The organism is Streptomyces sp. NPDC053493 (assembly GCF_044544825.1).
In the GTDB taxonomy this organism is placed as follows: domain Bacteria; phylum Actinomycetota; class Actinomycetes; order Streptomycetales; family Streptomycetaceae; genus Streptomyces.
In genome coordinates this window covers 133,092-149,832 of record NZ_JBITXS010000012.1, presented here as the reverse complement: position 1 = coordinate 149,832, position 16,741 = coordinate 133,092, and the positions used below count along the sequence as shown (strand labels likewise).

Annotated in this window: 19 protein-coding genes; 12 read left to right on the top strand and 7 right to left on the bottom strand. The window is 74.3% G+C overall.

What is annotated here, in order from left to right:
• Positions 1 to 177: 177 nt before the first annotated feature.
• The 5 genes from ACIGO8_RS28875 (at position 178) to ACIGO8_RS28855 (ending at position 4,774) form a co-directional block, all read left to right on the top strand.
• Complete coding sequence (locus ACIGO8_RS28875; RefSeq protein WP_399736857.1) at positions 178 to 681, top strand: DUF742 domain-containing protein; 504 nt, start codon at positions 178 to 180, stop codon at positions 679 to 681.
• A complete protein-coding gene (locus ACIGO8_RS28870) occupies positions 662 to 1,279 on the top strand; it encodes a GTP-binding protein (protein WP_399736730.1) in 618 nt (205 codons plus the stop codon). Before ACIGO8_RS28875 ends, ACIGO8_RS28870 begins: the two co-directional genes overlap by 20 nt.
• Positions 1,280 to 1,519: 240 nt before the next feature.
• The gene (locus tag ACIGO8_RS28865) at positions 1,520 to 1,915 is read left to right on the top strand and encodes a roadblock/LC7 domain-containing protein (protein ID WP_399736728.1); all 396 of its coding nucleotides are present in this window, start codon (positions 1,520 to 1,522) and stop codon (positions 1,913 to 1,915) included.
• Between the two features lie 115 nt (positions 1,916 to 2,030).
• Positions 2,031 to 3,059 (top strand): DUF6397 family protein, encoded by a 1,029-nt coding sequence (locus ACIGO8_RS28860; RefSeq protein WP_399736726.1) that lies wholly within the window; start codon positions 2,031 to 2,033, stop codon positions 3,057 to 3,059.
• A gap of 152 nt (positions 3,060 to 3,211) precedes the next feature.
• The gene (locus ACIGO8_RS28855; protein ID WP_399736724.1) at positions 3,212 to 4,774 is read left to right on the top strand and encodes an ATP-dependent DNA ligase; all 1,563 of its coding nucleotides are present in this window, start codon (positions 3,212 to 3,214) and stop codon (positions 4,772 to 4,774) included.
• Between the two features lie 20 nt (positions 4,775 to 4,794).
• Here the strand turns inward: ACIGO8_RS28855 and ACIGO8_RS28850 are convergent, their stop codons facing one another.
• Positions 4,795 to 5,322 (bottom strand): DUF6328 family protein, encoded by a 528-nt coding sequence (locus tag ACIGO8_RS28850; protein WP_399736855.1) that lies wholly within the window; start codon positions 5,320 to 5,322, stop codon positions 4,795 to 4,797.
• Positions 5,323 to 5,438: 116 nt separating this feature from the next.
• Between ACIGO8_RS28850 and ACIGO8_RS28845 the strand changes: the two genes are divergently transcribed.
• The 4 genes from ACIGO8_RS28845 to ACIGO8_RS28830 all read left to right on the top strand — a co-directional run bounded on the left by ACIGO8_RS28845 (position 5,439) and on the right by ACIGO8_RS28830 (position 8,426).
• Positions 5,439 to 5,816, top strand: a complete 378-nt coding sequence (locus tag ACIGO8_RS28845; protein ID WP_399736722.1) for a hypothetical protein — start codon at positions 5,439 to 5,441, stop codon at positions 5,814 to 5,816.
• 255 nt (positions 5,817 to 6,071) lie between these two features.
• Positions 6,072 to 6,893: a polysaccharide deacetylase family protein gene (locus ACIGO8_RS28840; protein ID WP_399736720.1), complete on the top strand. Its 822-nt coding sequence runs from the start codon at positions 6,072 to 6,074 to the stop codon at positions 6,891 to 6,893.
• A 451-nt stretch (positions 6,894 to 7,344) separates the two neighbouring features.
• Complete coding sequence (locus tag ACIGO8_RS28835; RefSeq protein WP_399736718.1) at positions 7,345 to 8,061, top strand: hypothetical protein; 717 nt, start codon at positions 7,345 to 7,347, stop codon at positions 8,059 to 8,061.
• Positions 8,058 to 8,426, top strand: coding sequence for a peptidase inhibitor family I36 protein (locus tag ACIGO8_RS28830; RefSeq protein WP_399736716.1), 369 nt, complete (start codon positions 8,058 to 8,060; stop codon positions 8,424 to 8,426). The genes ACIGO8_RS28835 and ACIGO8_RS28830 overlap by 4 nt, the downstream gene beginning before the upstream one ends.
• 104 nt (positions 8,427 to 8,530) lie before the next feature.
• Here ACIGO8_RS28830 and ACIGO8_RS28825 read toward each other — a convergent pair whose 3' ends face one another.
• From ACIGO8_RS28825 to ACIGO8_RS28810, 4 genes are all read right to left on the bottom strand, one after another.
• Positions 8,531 to 9,532 (bottom strand): hypothetical protein, encoded by a 1,002-nt coding sequence (locus ACIGO8_RS28825; RefSeq protein WP_399736714.1) that lies wholly within the window; start codon positions 9,530 to 9,532, stop codon positions 8,531 to 8,533.
• A 119-nt stretch (positions 9,533 to 9,651) separates the two neighbouring features.
• Positions 9,652 to 10,107, bottom strand: coding sequence for a peroxiredoxin (locus ACIGO8_RS28820; protein WP_399736712.1), 456 nt, complete (start codon positions 10,105 to 10,107; stop codon positions 9,652 to 9,654).
• 11 nt (positions 10,108 to 10,118) lie between these two features.
• On the bottom strand, positions 10,119 to 10,745 hold the full coding sequence (locus tag ACIGO8_RS28815; protein WP_399736710.1) for a PadR family transcriptional regulator: 627 nt from the start codon (positions 10,743 to 10,745) through the stop codon (positions 10,119 to 10,121).
• Positions 10,746 to 10,785: 40 nt separating this feature from the next.
• A complete protein-coding gene (locus ACIGO8_RS28810) occupies positions 10,786 to 12,000 on the bottom strand; it encodes an FAD-dependent monooxygenase (RefSeq protein WP_399736708.1) in 1,215 nt (404 codons plus the stop codon).
• Positions 12,001 to 12,216: 216 nt separating this feature from the next.
• Here ACIGO8_RS28810 and ACIGO8_RS28805 point away from each other — a divergent pair, with 216 nt between their 5' ends.
• The 3 genes from ACIGO8_RS28805 (at position 12,217) to ACIGO8_RS28795 (ending at position 14,880) form a co-directional block, all read left to right on the top strand.
• A complete protein-coding gene (locus tag ACIGO8_RS28805; protein ID WP_399736853.1) occupies positions 12,217 to 12,723 on the top strand; it encodes a TetR/AcrR family transcriptional regulator in 507 nt (168 codons plus the stop codon).
• Between the two features lie 118 nt (positions 12,724 to 12,841).
• Positions 12,842 to 13,345 carry an SRPBCC family protein gene (locus tag ACIGO8_RS28800; protein ID WP_399736706.1) on the top strand — a complete coding sequence of 168 codons (504 nt, stop codon included), beginning with the start codon at positions 12,842 to 12,844 and terminating at the stop codon, positions 13,343 to 13,345.
• A 146-nt stretch (positions 13,346 to 13,491) separates the two neighbouring features.
• Positions 13,492 to 14,880, top strand: a complete 1,389-nt coding sequence (locus ACIGO8_RS28795; protein WP_399736704.1) for an Ig-like domain-containing protein — start codon at positions 13,492 to 13,494, stop codon at positions 14,878 to 14,880.
• Between the two features lie 68 nt (positions 14,881 to 14,948).
• Here the strand turns inward: ACIGO8_RS28795 and ACIGO8_RS28790 are convergent, their stop codons facing one another.
• Positions 14,949 to 15,764: an ABC transporter permease gene (locus ACIGO8_RS28790; RefSeq protein ID WP_399736702.1), complete on the bottom strand. Its 816-nt coding sequence runs from the start codon at positions 15,762 to 15,764 to the stop codon at positions 14,949 to 14,951.
• A 49-nt stretch (positions 15,765 to 15,813) separates the two neighbouring features.
• Complete coding sequence (locus tag ACIGO8_RS28785) at positions 15,814 to 16,734, bottom strand: ABC transporter permease (protein WP_399736700.1); 921 nt, start codon at positions 16,732 to 16,734, stop codon at positions 15,814 to 15,816.
• Positions 16,735 to 16,741 lie beyond the last annotated feature (7 nt).

The following is a 16,741-nucleotide window of genomic DNA, read 5'->3' as shown; positions in this document are numbered from 1 at the left end:
GAGCACAGCACCGGCGCGGCCGGCCGAAGCGGCGAGGGCGGCGCCGGTGAGCGCACCACCGGAGCGGTGCGCCCCGGCGCCGACGGCCCGGAGGCGGACGGAGGAGGAAGAGGCGGGACCGAGTCCGGCTGGAACGGTGGCGGGGCCGGTGGCGGTGCCGGCTGGGCCGGCGGCGGTATCGGCGAGGCGGGTGGCGGGGCCGTTGGTGGTACGGCCGTCCGCGGTCCGGCGGTCGGCGGTCCGGCCGTCGGCGGTGGGGCCGGCAGCGGCGCGGGCCGGGCCGTAGCCGCCGGCCCGCGCCCGGACAGCCGGTGGTACGACGCCGACGCCGGACCGCTCGTCCGGCCGTACGCCATGACCGGTGGCCGGACGAAACCCGGGCCGAGCAACGTACGGTTCGACCTCATCGCGCTCGTCGTCGTGGACGACGACCCGCCCGGCCCGGCCGAGGAGTCCCTCCTCGGTCCGGAACACCGGGCCCTGCTCGCGCTGTGCCGGGCGGAGACCCAGTCGGTCGCCGAACTGGCCGCTGACGCCGATCTCCCCGTCGGAGTCGTCCGGGTGCTCCTCGGCGACCTCCTCGAAGCGGGTTTCGTCCGGGTCAGCAGGCCCGTACCGCCCGCGCAGCTGCCTGACGAACGGATCCTGAGGGAAGTAATCGATGGCCTACGAGCGCTCTGAGAGCAGCGACGCGGCGGACGACGTGGACACCACGGCACTCGCCCTGAAGATCCTGGTCGCCGGCGGCTTCGGCGTCGGCAAGACCACGCTGGTCGGCGCCGTCAGCGAGATCCGGCCGCTGCGGACCGAGGAACAGCTCAGCCGCGCCGGGGAGTCGGTCGACGACACCGGCGGCGTCGACCAGAAGACCACCACGACCGTGGCCATGGACTTCGGCCGCATCACCATCCGCTCCGGCCTCTCCCTCTACCTCTTCGGGACACCGGGACAGGACCGCTTCTGGTTCCTGTGGGACGACCTCTCGCAGGGCGCCCTGGGAGCCGTCGTGCTCGCCGACACCCGGCGTCTGGAGGACTGCTTTCCCGCGGTCGACTACTTCGAGCACCGCGGGATCCCGTTCGTCGTGGCCGTCAACTGCTTCGCGGGCGCCCGCTCCTACGGCGCCCACGACGTGTCGCGCGCGCTCGACCTCGACCGGGGCACGCCCGTCGTGCTCTGCGACGCGCGGGACCGCGACTCGGGCAAGGAGGTGCTCATCCGGCTCGTGGAGTACGCGGGACGGATGCACACCGCGCGTCTGCTGGACTCGGTGGGCTGACGCGTCGCTGCCGTCGCTGCCGTCGCTTGCGGTCGGTGTCGGTCGGTGTCGGGCGGGGTGGCGGCACGCGGGTGGTCACGGGTGCTTGCCCTGTCCACGACAGTGCGTAAGGCTGACCGGAAGACGGTCGACCGGTACGCGGCCGACCGCGGACACGCGCTCCCCGGACCACGGGGACCACGGGGACCGACGGGGGACCACGGGGCGACGGGGACGCACCACACTGGGGGAGGACCACGCATGGCGCTGGACAGAGGACTCGACTGGCTTCTGGACGACCTGACCCGCCGGGTCGACGCGATACGGCACGCGCTGGTGCTGTCGAACGACGGCCTGGTGACGGGCGCGAGCAGCGGCCTGGAGCGGGAGGACGCCGAGCACCTGGCCGCGGTCTCCTCCGGCCTGCACAGCCTGGCCCGGGGATCGGGCCGGCATTTCAAGGCCGGGCGGGCGCGGCAGACGATGGTCGAGTTCGACGACGCCCTGATGTTCGTCACGGCGGCGGGCGAGGGCAGCTGCCTGTGCGTGCTGAGCGCTGCCGAGGCCGACGTCGGCCAGGTGGCGTACGAGATGACGCTGCTGGTCAACAGGGTCGGTGAACACCTGGGGGTGTCGGCGCGTCAGCCCGGGCGCTGAGCGTCGTCCACAGGGAGTTATCCACAGGGCGTGCGAGGGGTCGTCACTCCGCGTTACGGTCATCACCGAGAGTGCTCGAACCGACGAGACACGGCACACGGGGGAGACCGACCGCATGACGATCGAACCGACGACGACACGAACGACGGACACGATGCCGACCGGGCGGACCGCGCCGGGGGACGTGGACCTCGCGTCCATGCTCGCTCCGGGGCGGGCCGCGCGGGAACTGGGGCTGCGGCGCGACGAGTTCCAGCTCGCCGTCGACCTCGGCATCGTCCGTACGGTGCCGGGCCCCGAGCCCGGCACCGGTGACCGGACCGCGGATCCCCGACGCCGGCGCGTGGCCCGCGGCGAGATCGAACGGCACAAGGCCGCCCCGGACTTCCCCGTCGGACTGCGCGAACGGGTCCGGGCGGTGGGGGCGACGGAGGGCGCGCGCCTCATGGGAGTGACCCTGGACCGGTTCGCCCGGCTCGCGCGCACGGGCCACTTCAGCCCCGTGCGGTTCTACGTCAGCCGCTACCGGTCCGTCGTCTGGCTCTACCCGGCCGCCGAGCTGGCCGAGTTCGCCCTGACCCACCGCGGACTGCTCACCGGCCGGCTTCCCCTGGACGTCCGCGCGAGGGCGGACGAGGGCGAGGACTGGCGGCCGCGGAACTGGCGGGCGCGCCGGCTCGGGATGCTGCTGCGGGCGAGCCACGATCCATGGGTGCGGGCGGCGGCCATCGCCGCCCTCCTCGATCCCGTCCATCTGGCGGAGGTCGTCGACGACCCTTACGAACGGCTCTATCTGGACCGGCTGCGCCCCGACCCGCCCGTCTGGCGGCCCCACGCCGCGGCGGCCCGGGAGATCGCCGACCGGCTGCTCCTCGCGGACGACCCGGACGAGACCCTGTGGCACCGCATGAGCCTCGCCCTCGCCCTGGACGAGGCCCGCGCCGACCGCCAGGCCCCTGCCCCGGGCGCCACGGGGCACCCGGAGACGGCGCCGGCGCTGATGCCGGTGCCGGGCCCGGTGCCGGCTCCGAGCCCGGTGGTGCGGCCGGCGGCGGTGGCCCGGCCGGCCGGCCGGCGGCTCCGACGCGGACTGCTGGACCGGCTGCGCAGAAGGAAGGAGGGCGCGCCGCGCCCGACCGTGTGAGGGCCGGGGCGGGATCGGTGCCCGGGTAGGGGTGCGGGGTGAGGCGGGCCGGATTCGGTGCCCGGGCCGGGACCGGTGCCCGGGGCGGGGCGGACCGGATTCGGTGCCCGGGTCGGGGTGCGGGGCGCGGCGGGCGCGGGCACGATGGGCGCATGCTCCTAGCCCGAGTCGCCGAGGTGTCGGGGCAGGTCGCCGCGACGTCGGCGCGGTCGCGGAAGACCGACCTGCTGGCCCAGCTGTTCGCGGAGGCCGAGCCCGAGGAGAGCCCGCTCGTCATCGCCTATCTCTCCGGGCGGCTGCCGCAGGGGCGGATCGGGGTCGGCTGGAGCGTGCTCAAACACGTACTGCCGCCGGCGGTGCCGGCCGCGGAACGGCCGGCGCTCACCTTGGCCGCCACGGACGCGGTCATGACCGAACTCGCCTCCGTCGCCGGATCGGGCGCTCAGGCCCGGCGGCTCGGTCTGATGCGCGATCTGCTGGCCGCCGCGACCCTTCCGGAACAGGAGTTCCTGCTCCGGCTGCTCTCCGGCGACGTCCGCCAGGGCGCCCTCGACGCCGTCGCCCTCGAAGGCGTCGCCCGGGCGGCGAAGGTCCCGCCGGAGGATTTGCGCCGGGCCGTGATGCTCGAGGGATCGCTGCCGAGGGTCGCCCGGGCCGTCCTCGCGGAGGGCCCGGCGGTCCTGGAGAGCTTCGTCCTGCGCGTTGGCAGTCCCGTGCAGCCGATGCTCGCCCACACCGCGGGCAGTGTCACGGAGGCCGTCGCGGCCCTCGGGCCGTGCGTCGTCGAGGAGAAGCTCGACGGGATCCGGGTCCAGGTCCACCGGTGGGGCGACGAGGTGCGGGTGTACACCCGTTCGCTCGACGACATCACCGCACGGCTGCCGGAAGTCGTCGCCACCGCCCGGGAGGCGGGCGGCGACCGGATCGTCCTGGACGGGGAGGTGATCGCGCTCGACCCGGCGACGGGCCGGCCGTTGCCGTTCCAGGACATCGCCTCGCGGGTCGGCTCCCGGCTCGACGTGGACACCGCACGGGCCGGCGTGCCCGTGTCGCCCGTCTTCTTCGACGTCCTCGCGGCGGACGGCGAGGTCCTCGTCGACCGGCCCGGCCACGAGCGGCACGCCGTCCTCGCCCGGCTGCTGCCCGAACCGCTCCGGGTGCGCCGCACCGTCGTCGACGACCCCGCGGCCCCCGACGCCGTCGAGGAAGCCGAACGGTTCTTCCGCGACACCCTCGCCCGCGGCCACGAAGGCGTCCTCGTGAAGGCCCTCGACGCGCCCTACGTCGCCGGCCGCAGAGGCAGGACCTGGTTGAAGGTGAAGCCCGTCCACACCCTCGACCTCGTGATCCTCGCCGCCGAACGGGGGCACGGCCGGCGGACCGGGACGCTCTCCAACCTCCACCTGGGCGCCCGCGCGGCGGACGGCTCGTTCGTCATGCTGGGCAAGACGTTCAAGGGCCTGACCGACGAGATGCTGCGCTGGCAGACCGCCCGCCTCGGCGAACTCGCCGTCTCCGACGACGGCTTCACCGTCCGCGTACGGCCCGAGCTGGTCGTCGAGATCGCCTTCGACGGCCTCCAGCGTTCCAGCCGCTATCCGGCCGGCGTCACCCTCCGCTTCGCGCGCGTCCTGCGCCACCGCCCCGACAAGCGCGCCTCCGAGGCGGACACCGTGGAACACGTCCTCGCCATCGGCCGGGGCCTGGTGGCCTGACCGGGCCCCGGGAGCGCGGCTCAGCGGTCGTCGGAGGTGTGGCGCCGGCGGACCCAGAGCGGGAGGACGAACCAGCACAGCAGGCACCAGAGGATCAGTGCGATCACCAGCCAGGGCACGTAGGAAGCGCCGGTGGCCACACGCAGGACCAGCAGCAGCGCGGCGCCCATGGTCGCGAGCAGCAGCAGAAGACCCACGAAGGTCAGGCGCGAGGCCCAGATCACCGCGCGGGGCTTGATCCGGCGCCCGGCGACCATCCGGTGGAAGGAGACCGGGCCGATCAGCGCCCCGGTCGCGGCGGCGCCGAGGGAGACGGTGACGATGTAGATGATCCGGTCGCTGTCGGGCAGCTGCGCGAAGCGCGGAGTGAAGACGACGGTCAGGAGGAAGCCCAGCAGGATCTGGACGCCGGTCTGGGCGACCCGGATCTCCTGCATCAGTTCGATCCAGCGCCGGTCCGCCCGTTCCTCGGGCGTCTCGTGCCGGCCCTTGATCGTATCGCCGTTGCCGTTGCCGTTGCCGTCGCCCTTGGGCGCCTCGGGCCCGATGGGCCCCTTGCCTCCTTCGGTCACACATGCCTCCCGTGTCGCTGGTCCTTCCACGGTGGCACAACCTCGCGGGACGGCCCGTCCGGGGGCATGCTGGAAGCCGGCACACGAGGGAGATGATCGACGTGTACGACTTGCACATCGACACCGATGTCACCGTGCAGCTGAGCGAATGCGGTCGGGAGGACGCCGAGGCCGTCTTCGAGGTCCTCGACCACGCCTACCAGCGCGAGGACAGGACGGCGCCAGGCCCGAGCGCGGCGACGGCGCCCGCCCCCACCGTCTGGATGGCCACCTTCGACACGGCGGACGGCCGCCACGAGGAGTTCTCGCCCGCGCCGCTCACCGGCACGGTCGGCGCAGTGCTCACCGGTGGCTACCACGCCGTGGACGAGGTGGAGAAGGTGCTGGCCCGCGCGTTCGACGTCCAGTCCCTGGAGTCCGTCTCCGGTGACCAGGAGACCGAGGCGAGGCTCCTCCTCGCGTCCCGCTGACGGACGCCCCAGGACCCCCGGGCGGAGCGGACGGGCGCCGCCCGGGGCCGTCGTGCCCGGGCGGCGCCCGCGCCCTCGTCACCCCTCCGGCCCGCCGCACACGCGGCCCGCCCCGTAGGCAGCCGCGCCTCCCACCTGCCCCTCCCGCTCCCCAGCTATACACCGTGTGTAGAGTTCTCGGCGAGCCGGAGGGCCGCGCCATGACCAGGTGTGGGCCCCGGCGGTCGAACCATCGTCGGGGAAAGCGGGTTGCACATGTTCCGAACCAAGCAGGGCCGGCGTCGGGGACCGGCCCTCGCCCTCCTGGCCGCGGCGTCGCTGGTCCTCGCGCTCGGCGGCTGCTCCGTCGACACGGTCACCCCGGGACAGGCGCGCGGCGAGGCCGGATCGGACGGCGGAGGAGCGGCGACGGACGGCAGGGCGGCATCGCCCGGCCGGGCCGCGGCGCCCGTCGACTGCGCCAAGGCCAAGTGCATCGCCCTGACCTTCGACGCCGGACCGGGCAAGGACACGCCCCACCTCCTCGACGTCCTCAAGGAGAAGCAGGTCCCCGCGACGTTCTTCCTGCTCGGCAGCAAGCACGTCGAGCGCTACCCGCAGGTCGTCAAGCGCATAGCGGACGAGGGCCACGAGGTCGCCAACCACACCTGGTCCCACCGCATCCTCACCGACCTGGACGCCGACGAGGTCCGCGACGAGCTCTCCCGTACCCAGGAGGCCATCGCGAAGATCACCGGCCGCAAGCCCACCCTCATGCGGCCGCCGCAGGGCCGCACCGACGGCACCGTCTCGGACGTGAGCCGCGAACTCGGCCTCTCGCAGGTGCTGTGGAGCATCACGGCCAAGGACTACTCCACCGAGGACACCGCGCTCATCCGCCGGCGCGTGCTCGAGCAGGCCCACGGCGACGGCATCATCCTGCTCCACGACATCTACGACGGAACGGTCCCGGCCGTTCCCGGCATCATCGACGAACTCAAGCGTCGCGGCTACACCTTCGTGACCGTCCCGCAGCTCCTGGCTCCCGGCAAGGCCGAGCCCGGCGTCGTCTACCGCCCGGAGAAGGAAGACGACTGAGGCTCCCAAACGGGGTGAGGTGACTCACATCCGGCACAGGGGACAGTGCGGAACATTGGGTGAAGGTTTACCGTTCATTCTTATGTGACGCCGAAGGGGCCCGGTCCCCAAGGTCCCCCCCAAGAGGCGACCGCCCTTCCCACGTCACGGCAAACGGCCCCGGTTGGAATCCCCCGTCCAACCGGGGCTCTGTCGTCTCCACGCCGTCATGCGCACGCCGTCATGCCCACGGCGTCGTGCGCCCGACCCGGCCCGGCCCGGGCCGCCCCGACCTCGTGCCGGGCGCCGCTCGGACGCCCCGTCGGCGGCGCGCACTCCGGCGCGTTCGACCCCTTCGAGTGAGTCGCGCCGAGCCTCCGCATGGCCCGCCCCGCACCGGGCATTGATCGCCACGAAACCGGCGCGATCAGCCGCCGGACACCGCCGATCAGGCCCGTCACCAGGGGGAATCATGCGCCACGCGACCCGCCGCGCACTCCTCACGGCCGCCGCCGCGCTCGTCCTCGCCGGCTGCGCCACCGTACGCCCCGAGTCCGCGGGACCGCCCGGCGCCGCGCCCGCCGCCCGGCCGGAGCAGGACCGGCTCCTCAAGGCCGCCGAACAACGTCTCGTCGCCGAGTGTCTCCACGCCCAGGGCCTCGCCCTCGCCCCGGCCTCCCAGGCGCGCGCTCCCGACGACCGGGACGAGCGGCTCCGGACCGCCCTCTTCGGCAAGGATCCTCGCGAGCTCTCCGTCACCCTCGCCACCGGCCTCACCGTCACCGCCAACAGTGACGGCTGCGTCGCCGCGGCCCGCGGCCGCCTGTACGGCGACCAGACCCGGTGGTTCCGCGCCCAGGTCACCGTCGACAACCTGCGCGCCGAGGCCCAGGCCCGGATGAAGGAGGACCCGGCCCACCGGGCCGCGCTCGACCGCTGGACCCGCTGCGCCGCACCCGCCGGCGTGCCGCGCGCCGGCCGCCCCGACCCGGTCGTCGCCGAGCGCTGCGCCCGCGAGAGCGGACTCTCCGACGTGCGGGCCCGGCTCGAACCGGCCGCGCTCGCCACCGTACGCACCCTCCACCGCGACCAGGTCGCCACCTACGAGCAGCTGCGCGCCCGCGCACTGCTGCGGGCAGCCGAACTGCCCGCGAACACCACGCAGAAGAAAGGCACCGACGCTTCATGAAGCGACTTCTCGGCCCCGCCGCGGCTCTCCTCGCCCTCGCCGGCGGGCTGGCCCTGACCGCGCCCGCCACGGCCGCCGAATGCCCCTCCGGGAACTTCTGCGCCTGGCAGGACGCCGACTTCGGCGGCCAGCGCGCCAACTGGAGCGGCGACGACGGCTGGTGGGAGAGCTGGATCGCCGACACCGACTCCTCCTGGGCCAACCACGGCATCTCGGGCCCAGGGATCAAGGACTACGTCCAGGTCTACGAGTCCGCCTGGCAGGGCGGCGCGATGACGATCTGTCTCGCTCCCGGCCAGGAGGTCGGCTACAACGGCGCCGCCAACGACCGGGGTGACTCCCACATCTGGTCCACCGGCTGCTGATCCCGCCCGCGCACGGCGGTCACCCGTCCGTCCCCCTCGCCGACACGGGGGAGCCGGGCGCGGTGACCGTACGCACGGACGCCGACGATCGCCGCTCCCTCGCATCAAGGGGCGGCGCGGTCGTCCCGCCGTGTCTGGCGCCACACCCACCAGCCGCCCACTGCCACCGAGGTGCTGAACACGACGATCGCGAAGACCGGCCACCGGCTGCCGGCCAGCCGCAGGTCCCCGGCGACGACCAGCGCGAGCCCGATCGCCGGAAGGAGCAGCGACAGCACCGCCCGCGTGAACGCCACCAGGGAGGAAGGCTCGACCCGCGTCGTGAGGCGCGGGCCGGGCGTGGCCGCGTAGAACAGGACGGCCCGGTCGAGGAGCCGGGCCGTCGAGCGGCGGTAGGACCACGCCAGGTACGGCAGCCACACCAGCGGCGCCACGAGCCCCAGCAGGAACACCGTGATCAGCAGGGCCCACTGGCCGATCCGGTCGAGCCGGCTCGCCTTCGGGTCGGCCGGAGTGATGATGCCGAGCAGTCGCGCCATCCGCATGACCAGGCGCCACAGCGCCGCCGTGCGCCCCGGCCGCGGCCCGTCCGGCCCGCCGGCGCCGGGAGCGGCCAGCCCGGCGGCCGCCGCCTCGGTGTCCGCGTACACGCCCTGGAGGACGAGGAGCTCGGCGGCGCGTTCGGGATCGACCGGATCGCGGCCCTCCAGCGCGGCCAGCTCCAGGATCGTGCGCGCCTGCGAGAGCAGCGCCCCGCAGAACGCGAACGGTACGAGGAGGAGGAACGGACCGCCGACGAACGCGCCCTCCGCGGCCACCCGCCGGATGCCGCGGGCGACCACCCGGGCGCGCAGCTCGTCCGGGCTCGCGTCCGGCGCGGCCTCGCGCAGCCGCCGGACCTCCCGCTCCGCCCGCGGGCCGTGCCGGCGCGCCGCGAAGGCGGCGAGCAGCTCCGGCAGCCGGCCCGGTTCGGCGATTCCGGCGCGCAGCAGCGACCGGGAGAGCCGGGCCGGCGTCTCCTCTCCGCCGCCGGTCAGGACAGGACCTTGGTCTTCGCCTTCAGCACGCCACGAGTGTTGCCGACCCGCCGCGTCGCCGCACGTCATGGCCCGCCGCGTGTCGTGACGTACCGCGTGCCGTGAACCGCGTACGCCGTGACCGCCTCGCGCGGCCCCGGCGAAGGAGGCCCCGACCGTTCGGCGCCCGGCTCAGGCCGTACGGGCGCTCAGGCCGTACGGGCGCGCAGCGCCGCCAGGGCCCGGTCCGCGTGGGCGTTCATCCGCAGCTCGCTGCGCACCACCTCCAGCACCCTGCGGTCCTGGTCTATGACGAAGGTGACCCGCTTGGTCGGCGCCAGCGAGAAGCCGCGCTTCACGCCGAACCGGTCCCGGATCTCGCCCGACGGGTCGGACAGCAGCGGATAGCCCAGCGAGTGGCGGTCGGCGAACTCCTGCTGGCGCTCCACCTCGTCCGTGCTGATGCCGACCGGACGCCCGCCGGCCGCCCGGAACTCGCTCGCGAGATCGCGGAAGTGGCAGGCCTCGGCCGTGCAGCCGGGCGTCAGGGCGGCGGGATAGAAGAAGAGGACGACGGGGCCCTCGGCCAGCAGCCCGGAAAGGGAGCGAGGCTGCCCCGTTTCATCCGGAAGGGTGAAGTCCTCGACGATGTCACCGACGTTCATGGGCACGGACGTTACCGCAGGGTAGTACCGGCGTCACCCGTACGGGCGGACGGGCCGACGGACCGGCGTCCGCCGGCTCCCCGGCCGGCCTCCCGCTCCGCCAGCACCGCCAGGACCCGTTCGCCCCAGCGGAGGTTCTCCTCCTCGAAGGCCATGCCGCGCATCAGGGTCAGATACGGCCCGACGCGCCCGGCCTCGCGCAGATAGGTCTCCTCGTCGCGCCCGTCCAGCAACCGCTCCCGCAGCCGCTCGTAGCGAGCGAGCTTCCCGCGCCCCGTCTCCATCCGCTCGCGCACATGGGCGCGTACGGCCGCCGTGTCACCCTCGTCGCACGCCTGCACCTGCACCATCAGCTCGTCGCGCACGGCCGTCGGCTTCGGCGGGTGGGTGGTGTAGGCGACGAGGTCCGCGAGACCCGAATCGGTGAGCGTGAACATGCGCTTGTTGGGGCGCCGTTCCTGCTGCACCACACGGGCCGCGATCAGCCCGGCCTCGGAGAGCCGCTCGAGCTCCCGGTAGAGCTGCTGCGGCGTCGCCGCCCAGAAATTGGCCACGGACACGTCGAAGAGCTTGGCCAGGTCGTACCCCGACGCCTCGCCCTCCAGGAGAGCCGCCAGGACCGCGTGCTTGAGAGACATCCGGACACGCTAGCAGTCCGTTGAATAGTTTCCTCGGCACCTATTCACCCGCGAAACCCCTGGTGAGGGGCGGGGTCCAGGCAGCGTGACGCAGGATCGCGCGCACCGCGAGGCCCGACGGCGCCAGCCGCATCAGGGCGTCGCGCAGCGGCACGGCGAGCGGATGGCTGAGCTGCTGGCCCATCCGGCCGGCCTGCCGGGCGGCCGCGGCGACGGCGGTCGTGCGCGGGCGGCGCACGCCGTCGTACCGGGCGAGCGCGGTGTCGATGCCGCCTCCGTCCGCCGCTCCTTCCAGCTCGGCGGCGAGGACGACCGCGTCCTCCAGGGCCTGGCAGGCGCCCTGGCCGAGGTTCGGCGTCATCGCATGGGCGGCGTCGCCGAGCAGCACGACACGGCCGGAGACGAAGGACGGCAGGGGAGTGGCCAGTTCGCCGACGTCGTGGTGGAGCACGGCCTCGGGGCGGGTCGCGGCGAGCAGTTCGGGGATCGGCGCGTGCCAGTGCGCGAAGCGGCGGCGCAGCACGGCGAGCGGATCCGCGTGCCGTACGCCGGCGGGCGCGTTCAGGACGGCGTGCCACTCGGCCCGCCCGTCGGCGAACGCGATGTGCCCGAACTCGGCGCCGCGTCCCCAGGTGATCTCGAAGTCGGTACGCAGGTCCAGCGGCCGGTCCGTGACGGCCCGCAGCACGGTCGAACCGCTGTGCACGGGGCCGGGATGCGCCGGGAACAGCGCGGTCCGCAGCCGGCTGCCGATCCCGTCGGCGGCCACCACCAGATCCGCCTCCGCGCATCCGCCCTCCGCCGCCGCCCCGGGCCCGTCCGCGGCCTCGTACTCCACCCGCGCCCGGGCGCCGCCCGGGAGCGTCGTCGCGCGCGTGACCGTCACACCGGTGCGCAGGGTTCCTGGCCTGAGCGCCGCGCGCAGCAGCCGGTGGAGTTCGGCCCGCGGGATGCCCACGATGGGCGAGCCGAGGGCGCGTTCGAGCGCGGCGCCGTCCATCCGGGCGAGCCAGGAGCCGCGTGGCGTGCGGGTGCCTCCGGTGTACTGGCCGCGGCCGGCGGCCCGCACGGCCGCGCCGACGCCGAGCGCGTCGAGGGCGCGGATGCCGTTGGCGGCGAGCGAGATCCCGGCTCCCTCGTCGGCGAGGACGGACGCGCGGTCGACGACCGTCACCTCCCAGCCGGTCCGCTGAAGTCCGACGGCGGCGGCGAGCCCGCCGATCCCGGCGCCCACGACGACGGCGTGGAGTCCCATGGTCCCTTCCCCTCTCCCGTCCCCGCTTCGCCGGTACGGGCTGTTGCGTGCGCGTGTACGCACCTTCGTTGCCTTCTACATCTGTAGAAGGCGCGTTCGGAAGCGTAGACCCACCCTCTACAGGTGTAGAAAGAGGGGGTGACTTCCGCATCGCCGCCCCCGTCCCGCCGCACCCTGCTCGCCGACGCCGCCCTCGGCGTCCTCGCCGACGCCGGAATGCGCGGCCTCACCCACCGGGCCGTCGACGCCGCCGCGGGGCTTCCGGCCGGGACGACCTCGGCCTACTTCCGCACCCGTTCGGCTCTGCTCACCGCCCTGGTCCGGCGCCTGGTCGCACTGGACCAGGCGGAGCTGACGGCCGCCGCCGAGCAGACTCCCGCCCTCCGCACGCCCGAGGACCTGGTGCGGGGACTGACCGCGCTGGTCGCCGCGCGGACCACCGGCGAGGGACGGCGCCGTTCCCTCGCCCGCTACGCCTGCGTCCTGGAGAGCGTGCGAGACCCGGAACTGCGCGACATCCTGGTGCCGAGGGAGAACCCGGCCCGCGAAGCGGCACGGGCCTTCCTCGCCGCCCGGGGCGTGGCGGATCCCGAAGCCCGCACGCTGACCCTGCTCGCCTGTGTGGACGGGCTGGTCCTGGACCGGGTGGTCGCCGGAGAGGAGGCGTTGCGCGGGGGGACCGAGGAGGTCGAGGGGCTGGTCGCCGCGGCCCTCCGACCGTGACGGCGCGGGCGCGTGCCGGCCGTCGACCCGGCCTCGGCCGACCGGACACCGGCCGACCCGTCCTCAGGGGGTCCGACGCCGGCGCAACCGGCCCACCTCACCGATGGAGCAGGCTCCGATGGACAGCATGGGACACACCGACAGCGACGCGTACGTCTACACGACCTACATCCGCACCACTCCCGACGACCTGTGGAAGGCATTGACCGACCCCGACCTCACCCGTCGCTACTGGGGCGTGGCCTTCGACACCGACTGGAACGCCGGATCGCCCATGGCCTGGGAGGAGGGCGGACGGGTCACCGCGGACCCCGAGCAGGTCGTCCTCGCCGCCGAGCCCGGCCGGCTCCTCTCCTACACCTGGCACACCTTCACGCCCGAGTGGGCCCGGGCCGTCGGCATCGGCGAGGACGTCTGCGCCCGGCTCGCCGACGAAGGCCGCTCCAAGGTCACCTACCGGATCGAGCCGGCCGGCGACATGGTCAAACTCACCGTCGTCCACGACGACCTGGCGCCCGGTGGCACCGTCCGCGGCCTCGTCGGCGAGGGCTGGCCCGCGCTCGTCTCCAGCCTCAAGTCGCTGCTCGAGACGGGCGAGGAACTTCCCGAGGTCCCGCGCTGACCGCCCCGCCCACGTGTTCCCGTTGATGCATTCGAGTCGTCTCTCGGGCCTGTCCCGCGCCACGCCCGGTCAGTTGATCATTCTTTTCGGTTCCGATCCGTTTTGATGCACCGGTCACACCAGCTCAGCACCGGCGAGAAGGGCGGGTGACCGACGTGCCGTCACGCGGGAACAGCAGGAGCATCGGCCCCCTCAGAGGCCTGGGCGCGCTGTCCGTCGCCGCCGGGGCCGTCCTCGCCCTCAACGCCGCCCAGCCGCCGGCCGCCGGCGCCTCCGCGCCCGCCGCCCCCGTCGGCGCCGCCGCGACCGGTGCCGGTGCCGGTGCCGTGCTCGTGTCGGTCGAGGCCTGCCCCGCGACCGGCCGCATGTGCGGCGCACCCCGCCACAACGTCGTCCTCGACGGCCGGCCCTTCACCCTCGACGCCCGCGCCGCGGGCCCGCTCGACCTCACCCTGCGCACCGGCGGACGGTTCGCCGACGTCACCGTCACCGACCGCGACGGCCGCCGGATCGCCGGTGCCGTCAGCGCCGACGGAAACCACTGGACCAGCACCGTGCCGCTGCGCGCCGACGGCCGCTACACCGCGCGCCTCACGCTCGAAGCGCCGCCGGAGGCCGCCGCCGCCCGCCGCCGCCCCTCGCACCGCGTCGCCCGGCTCGAACTCCGTACCCCGCCCGCGGCCGAGGGCGAGCGGCTCACCGCCGCGTTCGGGCCGTCGGCGGGCACGTACGGCGTCGGCCAGCCCGTCACCGCCGAGCTGAGCCACTCCGTGCCCGCCGACGACCCCGAGGCCCGCCGCGCCGTCGAGGACGCCCTGCACGTCGACTCCGAGCCCCACGTCGAAGGCGCCTGGCACTGGGTCGGACCCAGCACCCTCCACTACCGTCCCCGCGCCTACTGGCCCGCCCACGCCACCGTCCGGGTCCGCAGCGCCCTCGACCGGGTGCACGTCACCGAGCGGCTCTACGGCGGGCCCTCGGAGCCGCTGACCTTCACCACCGGCGACCGGATCGAGGCCGTCACCGACGTCGCCGCCCACACCCTGACCGTGCTGCGGGACGGCGAGGTGCTCCGCACCGTCCCCGTCACCACCGGCAAGGCGGGCTACCGCACCCGAAGCGGCGTCAAGGTCGTGCTCGGCAAGGAGCCCACCGTCCGCATGCGCGGCGACAGCATCGGCATCGCCCGCGGCAGCCGCGACTTCTACGACCTGAAGGTGCGCTGGGCCACCCGCGTGACCTGGAGCGGCGAGTACCTGCACGCCGCTCCCTGGTCGCTGGACGCGCAGGGCACCGAGGACGTCAGCCACGGCTGCACGGGCATGAGCACCGAGGACGCCGCCTGGCTCTTCCGCACCGTCCGCGTGGGCGACCTGGTGCGGGTGGTCAACGGGTACGGCGAGGAGATGAGCCCGTTCGACAACGGCTACGGCGACTGGAACCTGAGCTGGGCCGCGTGGCGCCGCGGCAGCGCCTTCGGCCCCGCCGCCTCCGGCGCCGCTCCCGGCGCGACCGCGCTGCGGCCCGCACTCTGAGGACGGGACGGGACGGCCCGGCCGGTCCGACGCAGCCGCCGCCCGCCCTCTGAGGGCGGGCCGGCCCGTCAGACGCGCCCGCCGCCCGCCGTGTCCGAGGACAGCCGCTGCGCCGCGTAGATCGGGATCACGGACAGCAGCACGAGCAGCGCCGCCACCACGTTCACCACCGGCGCCTGCTGAGGACGGGTCATGTTGTCGAAGATCCACAGCGGCAGGGTCTGCACACCGGGACCGGCCGTGAACGTGGTCACCACGACCTCGTCGAAGGAGAGCGCGAAGGCGAGCAGTCCGCCGGCCAGCAGCGCCGAGCGCAGCAGCGGGAAGGTGACGTCCCAGAAGGTACGGAAGGTGTGCGCGCCCAGGTCCATCGCCGCCTCCTCGTACGAGCCGGGCAGCCGGCGCAGCCGCGCGACCACGTTGTTGAAGACGACGACGATGCAGAAGGTCGCGTGCCCGACGATCACCGTGAAGAGGCCGAGGCCCACACCGAGCGGTGCGAGGACGGTGCCGAACGCCGAGTTGAGGGCGATGCCGGTGACGATGCCGGGCAGCGCGATCGGCAGCACCACCGCGAACGACACCGCCTCGCGCCCGAAGAACGCGTGCCGCTGCACCGCGAAGGCGATCAGCGTGCCGAGCACGAGCGCGACGGCGGTCGCCGCGAGCCCGGTCCGCACCGACGTCCACAGCGCTTCCCGGGCGCCCTCGTTGGCCCAGGCCGCCGACCACCACTTCAGGGTGAGCCCGGACGGTGGCCAGCTCGCCGAGCGGTCCGGGTTGAGGGAGCCGACGAGCACCAGGAGCAGCGGCAGGTAGATCACGGCGAAGCCGAGCCCGGCGGCGGTGCGCAGCGCGATCCGCGCGGGACGGGAGAGGTTCATCGGAGGCGGTCCTTCCGCGGACGGGTCCGGCCGTGCGAGTGCGGCCCGGTCACAGGCTGCGCAGCGCCCCGGTGCGGCGCACCGCGAGCAGGTAGAGCACGATGACGGCCACCGGCACGGTGCCGAGCGCGGCGGCGAGCGGCAGGTTGAGGGTGACGTTGGAGTAGACGAGGTTGCCGATGAGCTGGGTCTTGCCGCCGACGATCTGCACCGTGATGTAGTCGCCGAGGCTGAGCGAGAAGGTGAACACCGAGCCCGCCGCCACGGCCGGCCACACGAGCGGCAGCACGACCGAGAAGAACGTCCGCCCGGCCCGCGCGCCGAGGTCGGCCGAGGCGTGCAGCAGGCTGTCCGGGAGCTGTTCGAGCGCCGTGTGCACCGGCAGGATCATGTACGGCAGCCAGAGGTAGGTCAGCACCAGGACGGTGGCGGTCAGCCCGTATCCCGGCCCGTCCAGGCCGAGCGGGCGCAGCGCCCAGTCGAGCGGCCCGCCCTCGGAGAGGATCAGCCGCCACGCGTACACCTTGACGAGGTAGCTGGCCCACAGCGGGGTGAGGATCGCGACCACGAGCAGCGGGCGGCGCCGCGGGCTCGCCACCCGGGCGGTGTAGAAGGCGAGCGGGAAGGCGATCAGGGCGCACAGCACGGTGACGGCCAGGGCGACGCCGACCGTGCGCAGGGCGACCACCTTGTAGACCGGTGAGGCGAGCAGTTCCTGGAAGTTCTGCGCCGACCAGACCCGGACGACCTCGGAGGTGAAGGAGTCGGTGGTCCAGAAGGCGGACAGGAACAGGGCGGCCAGCGAGCCGAGATAGGCGAGCACCAGCCACAGCAGCGGCGCGGTGAGCAGCGCGGCGAGCCGGAGCCGGGGCCGCCGGTGCAGGGCTCCGGCGAGCCGCCGGACCGGGCCGGGAGCCCGGTCGGCGGCGGCCCGGTCGGCGGCCCGCGGGGGAGTGGCGAGCGAGGTCATGCGGTGT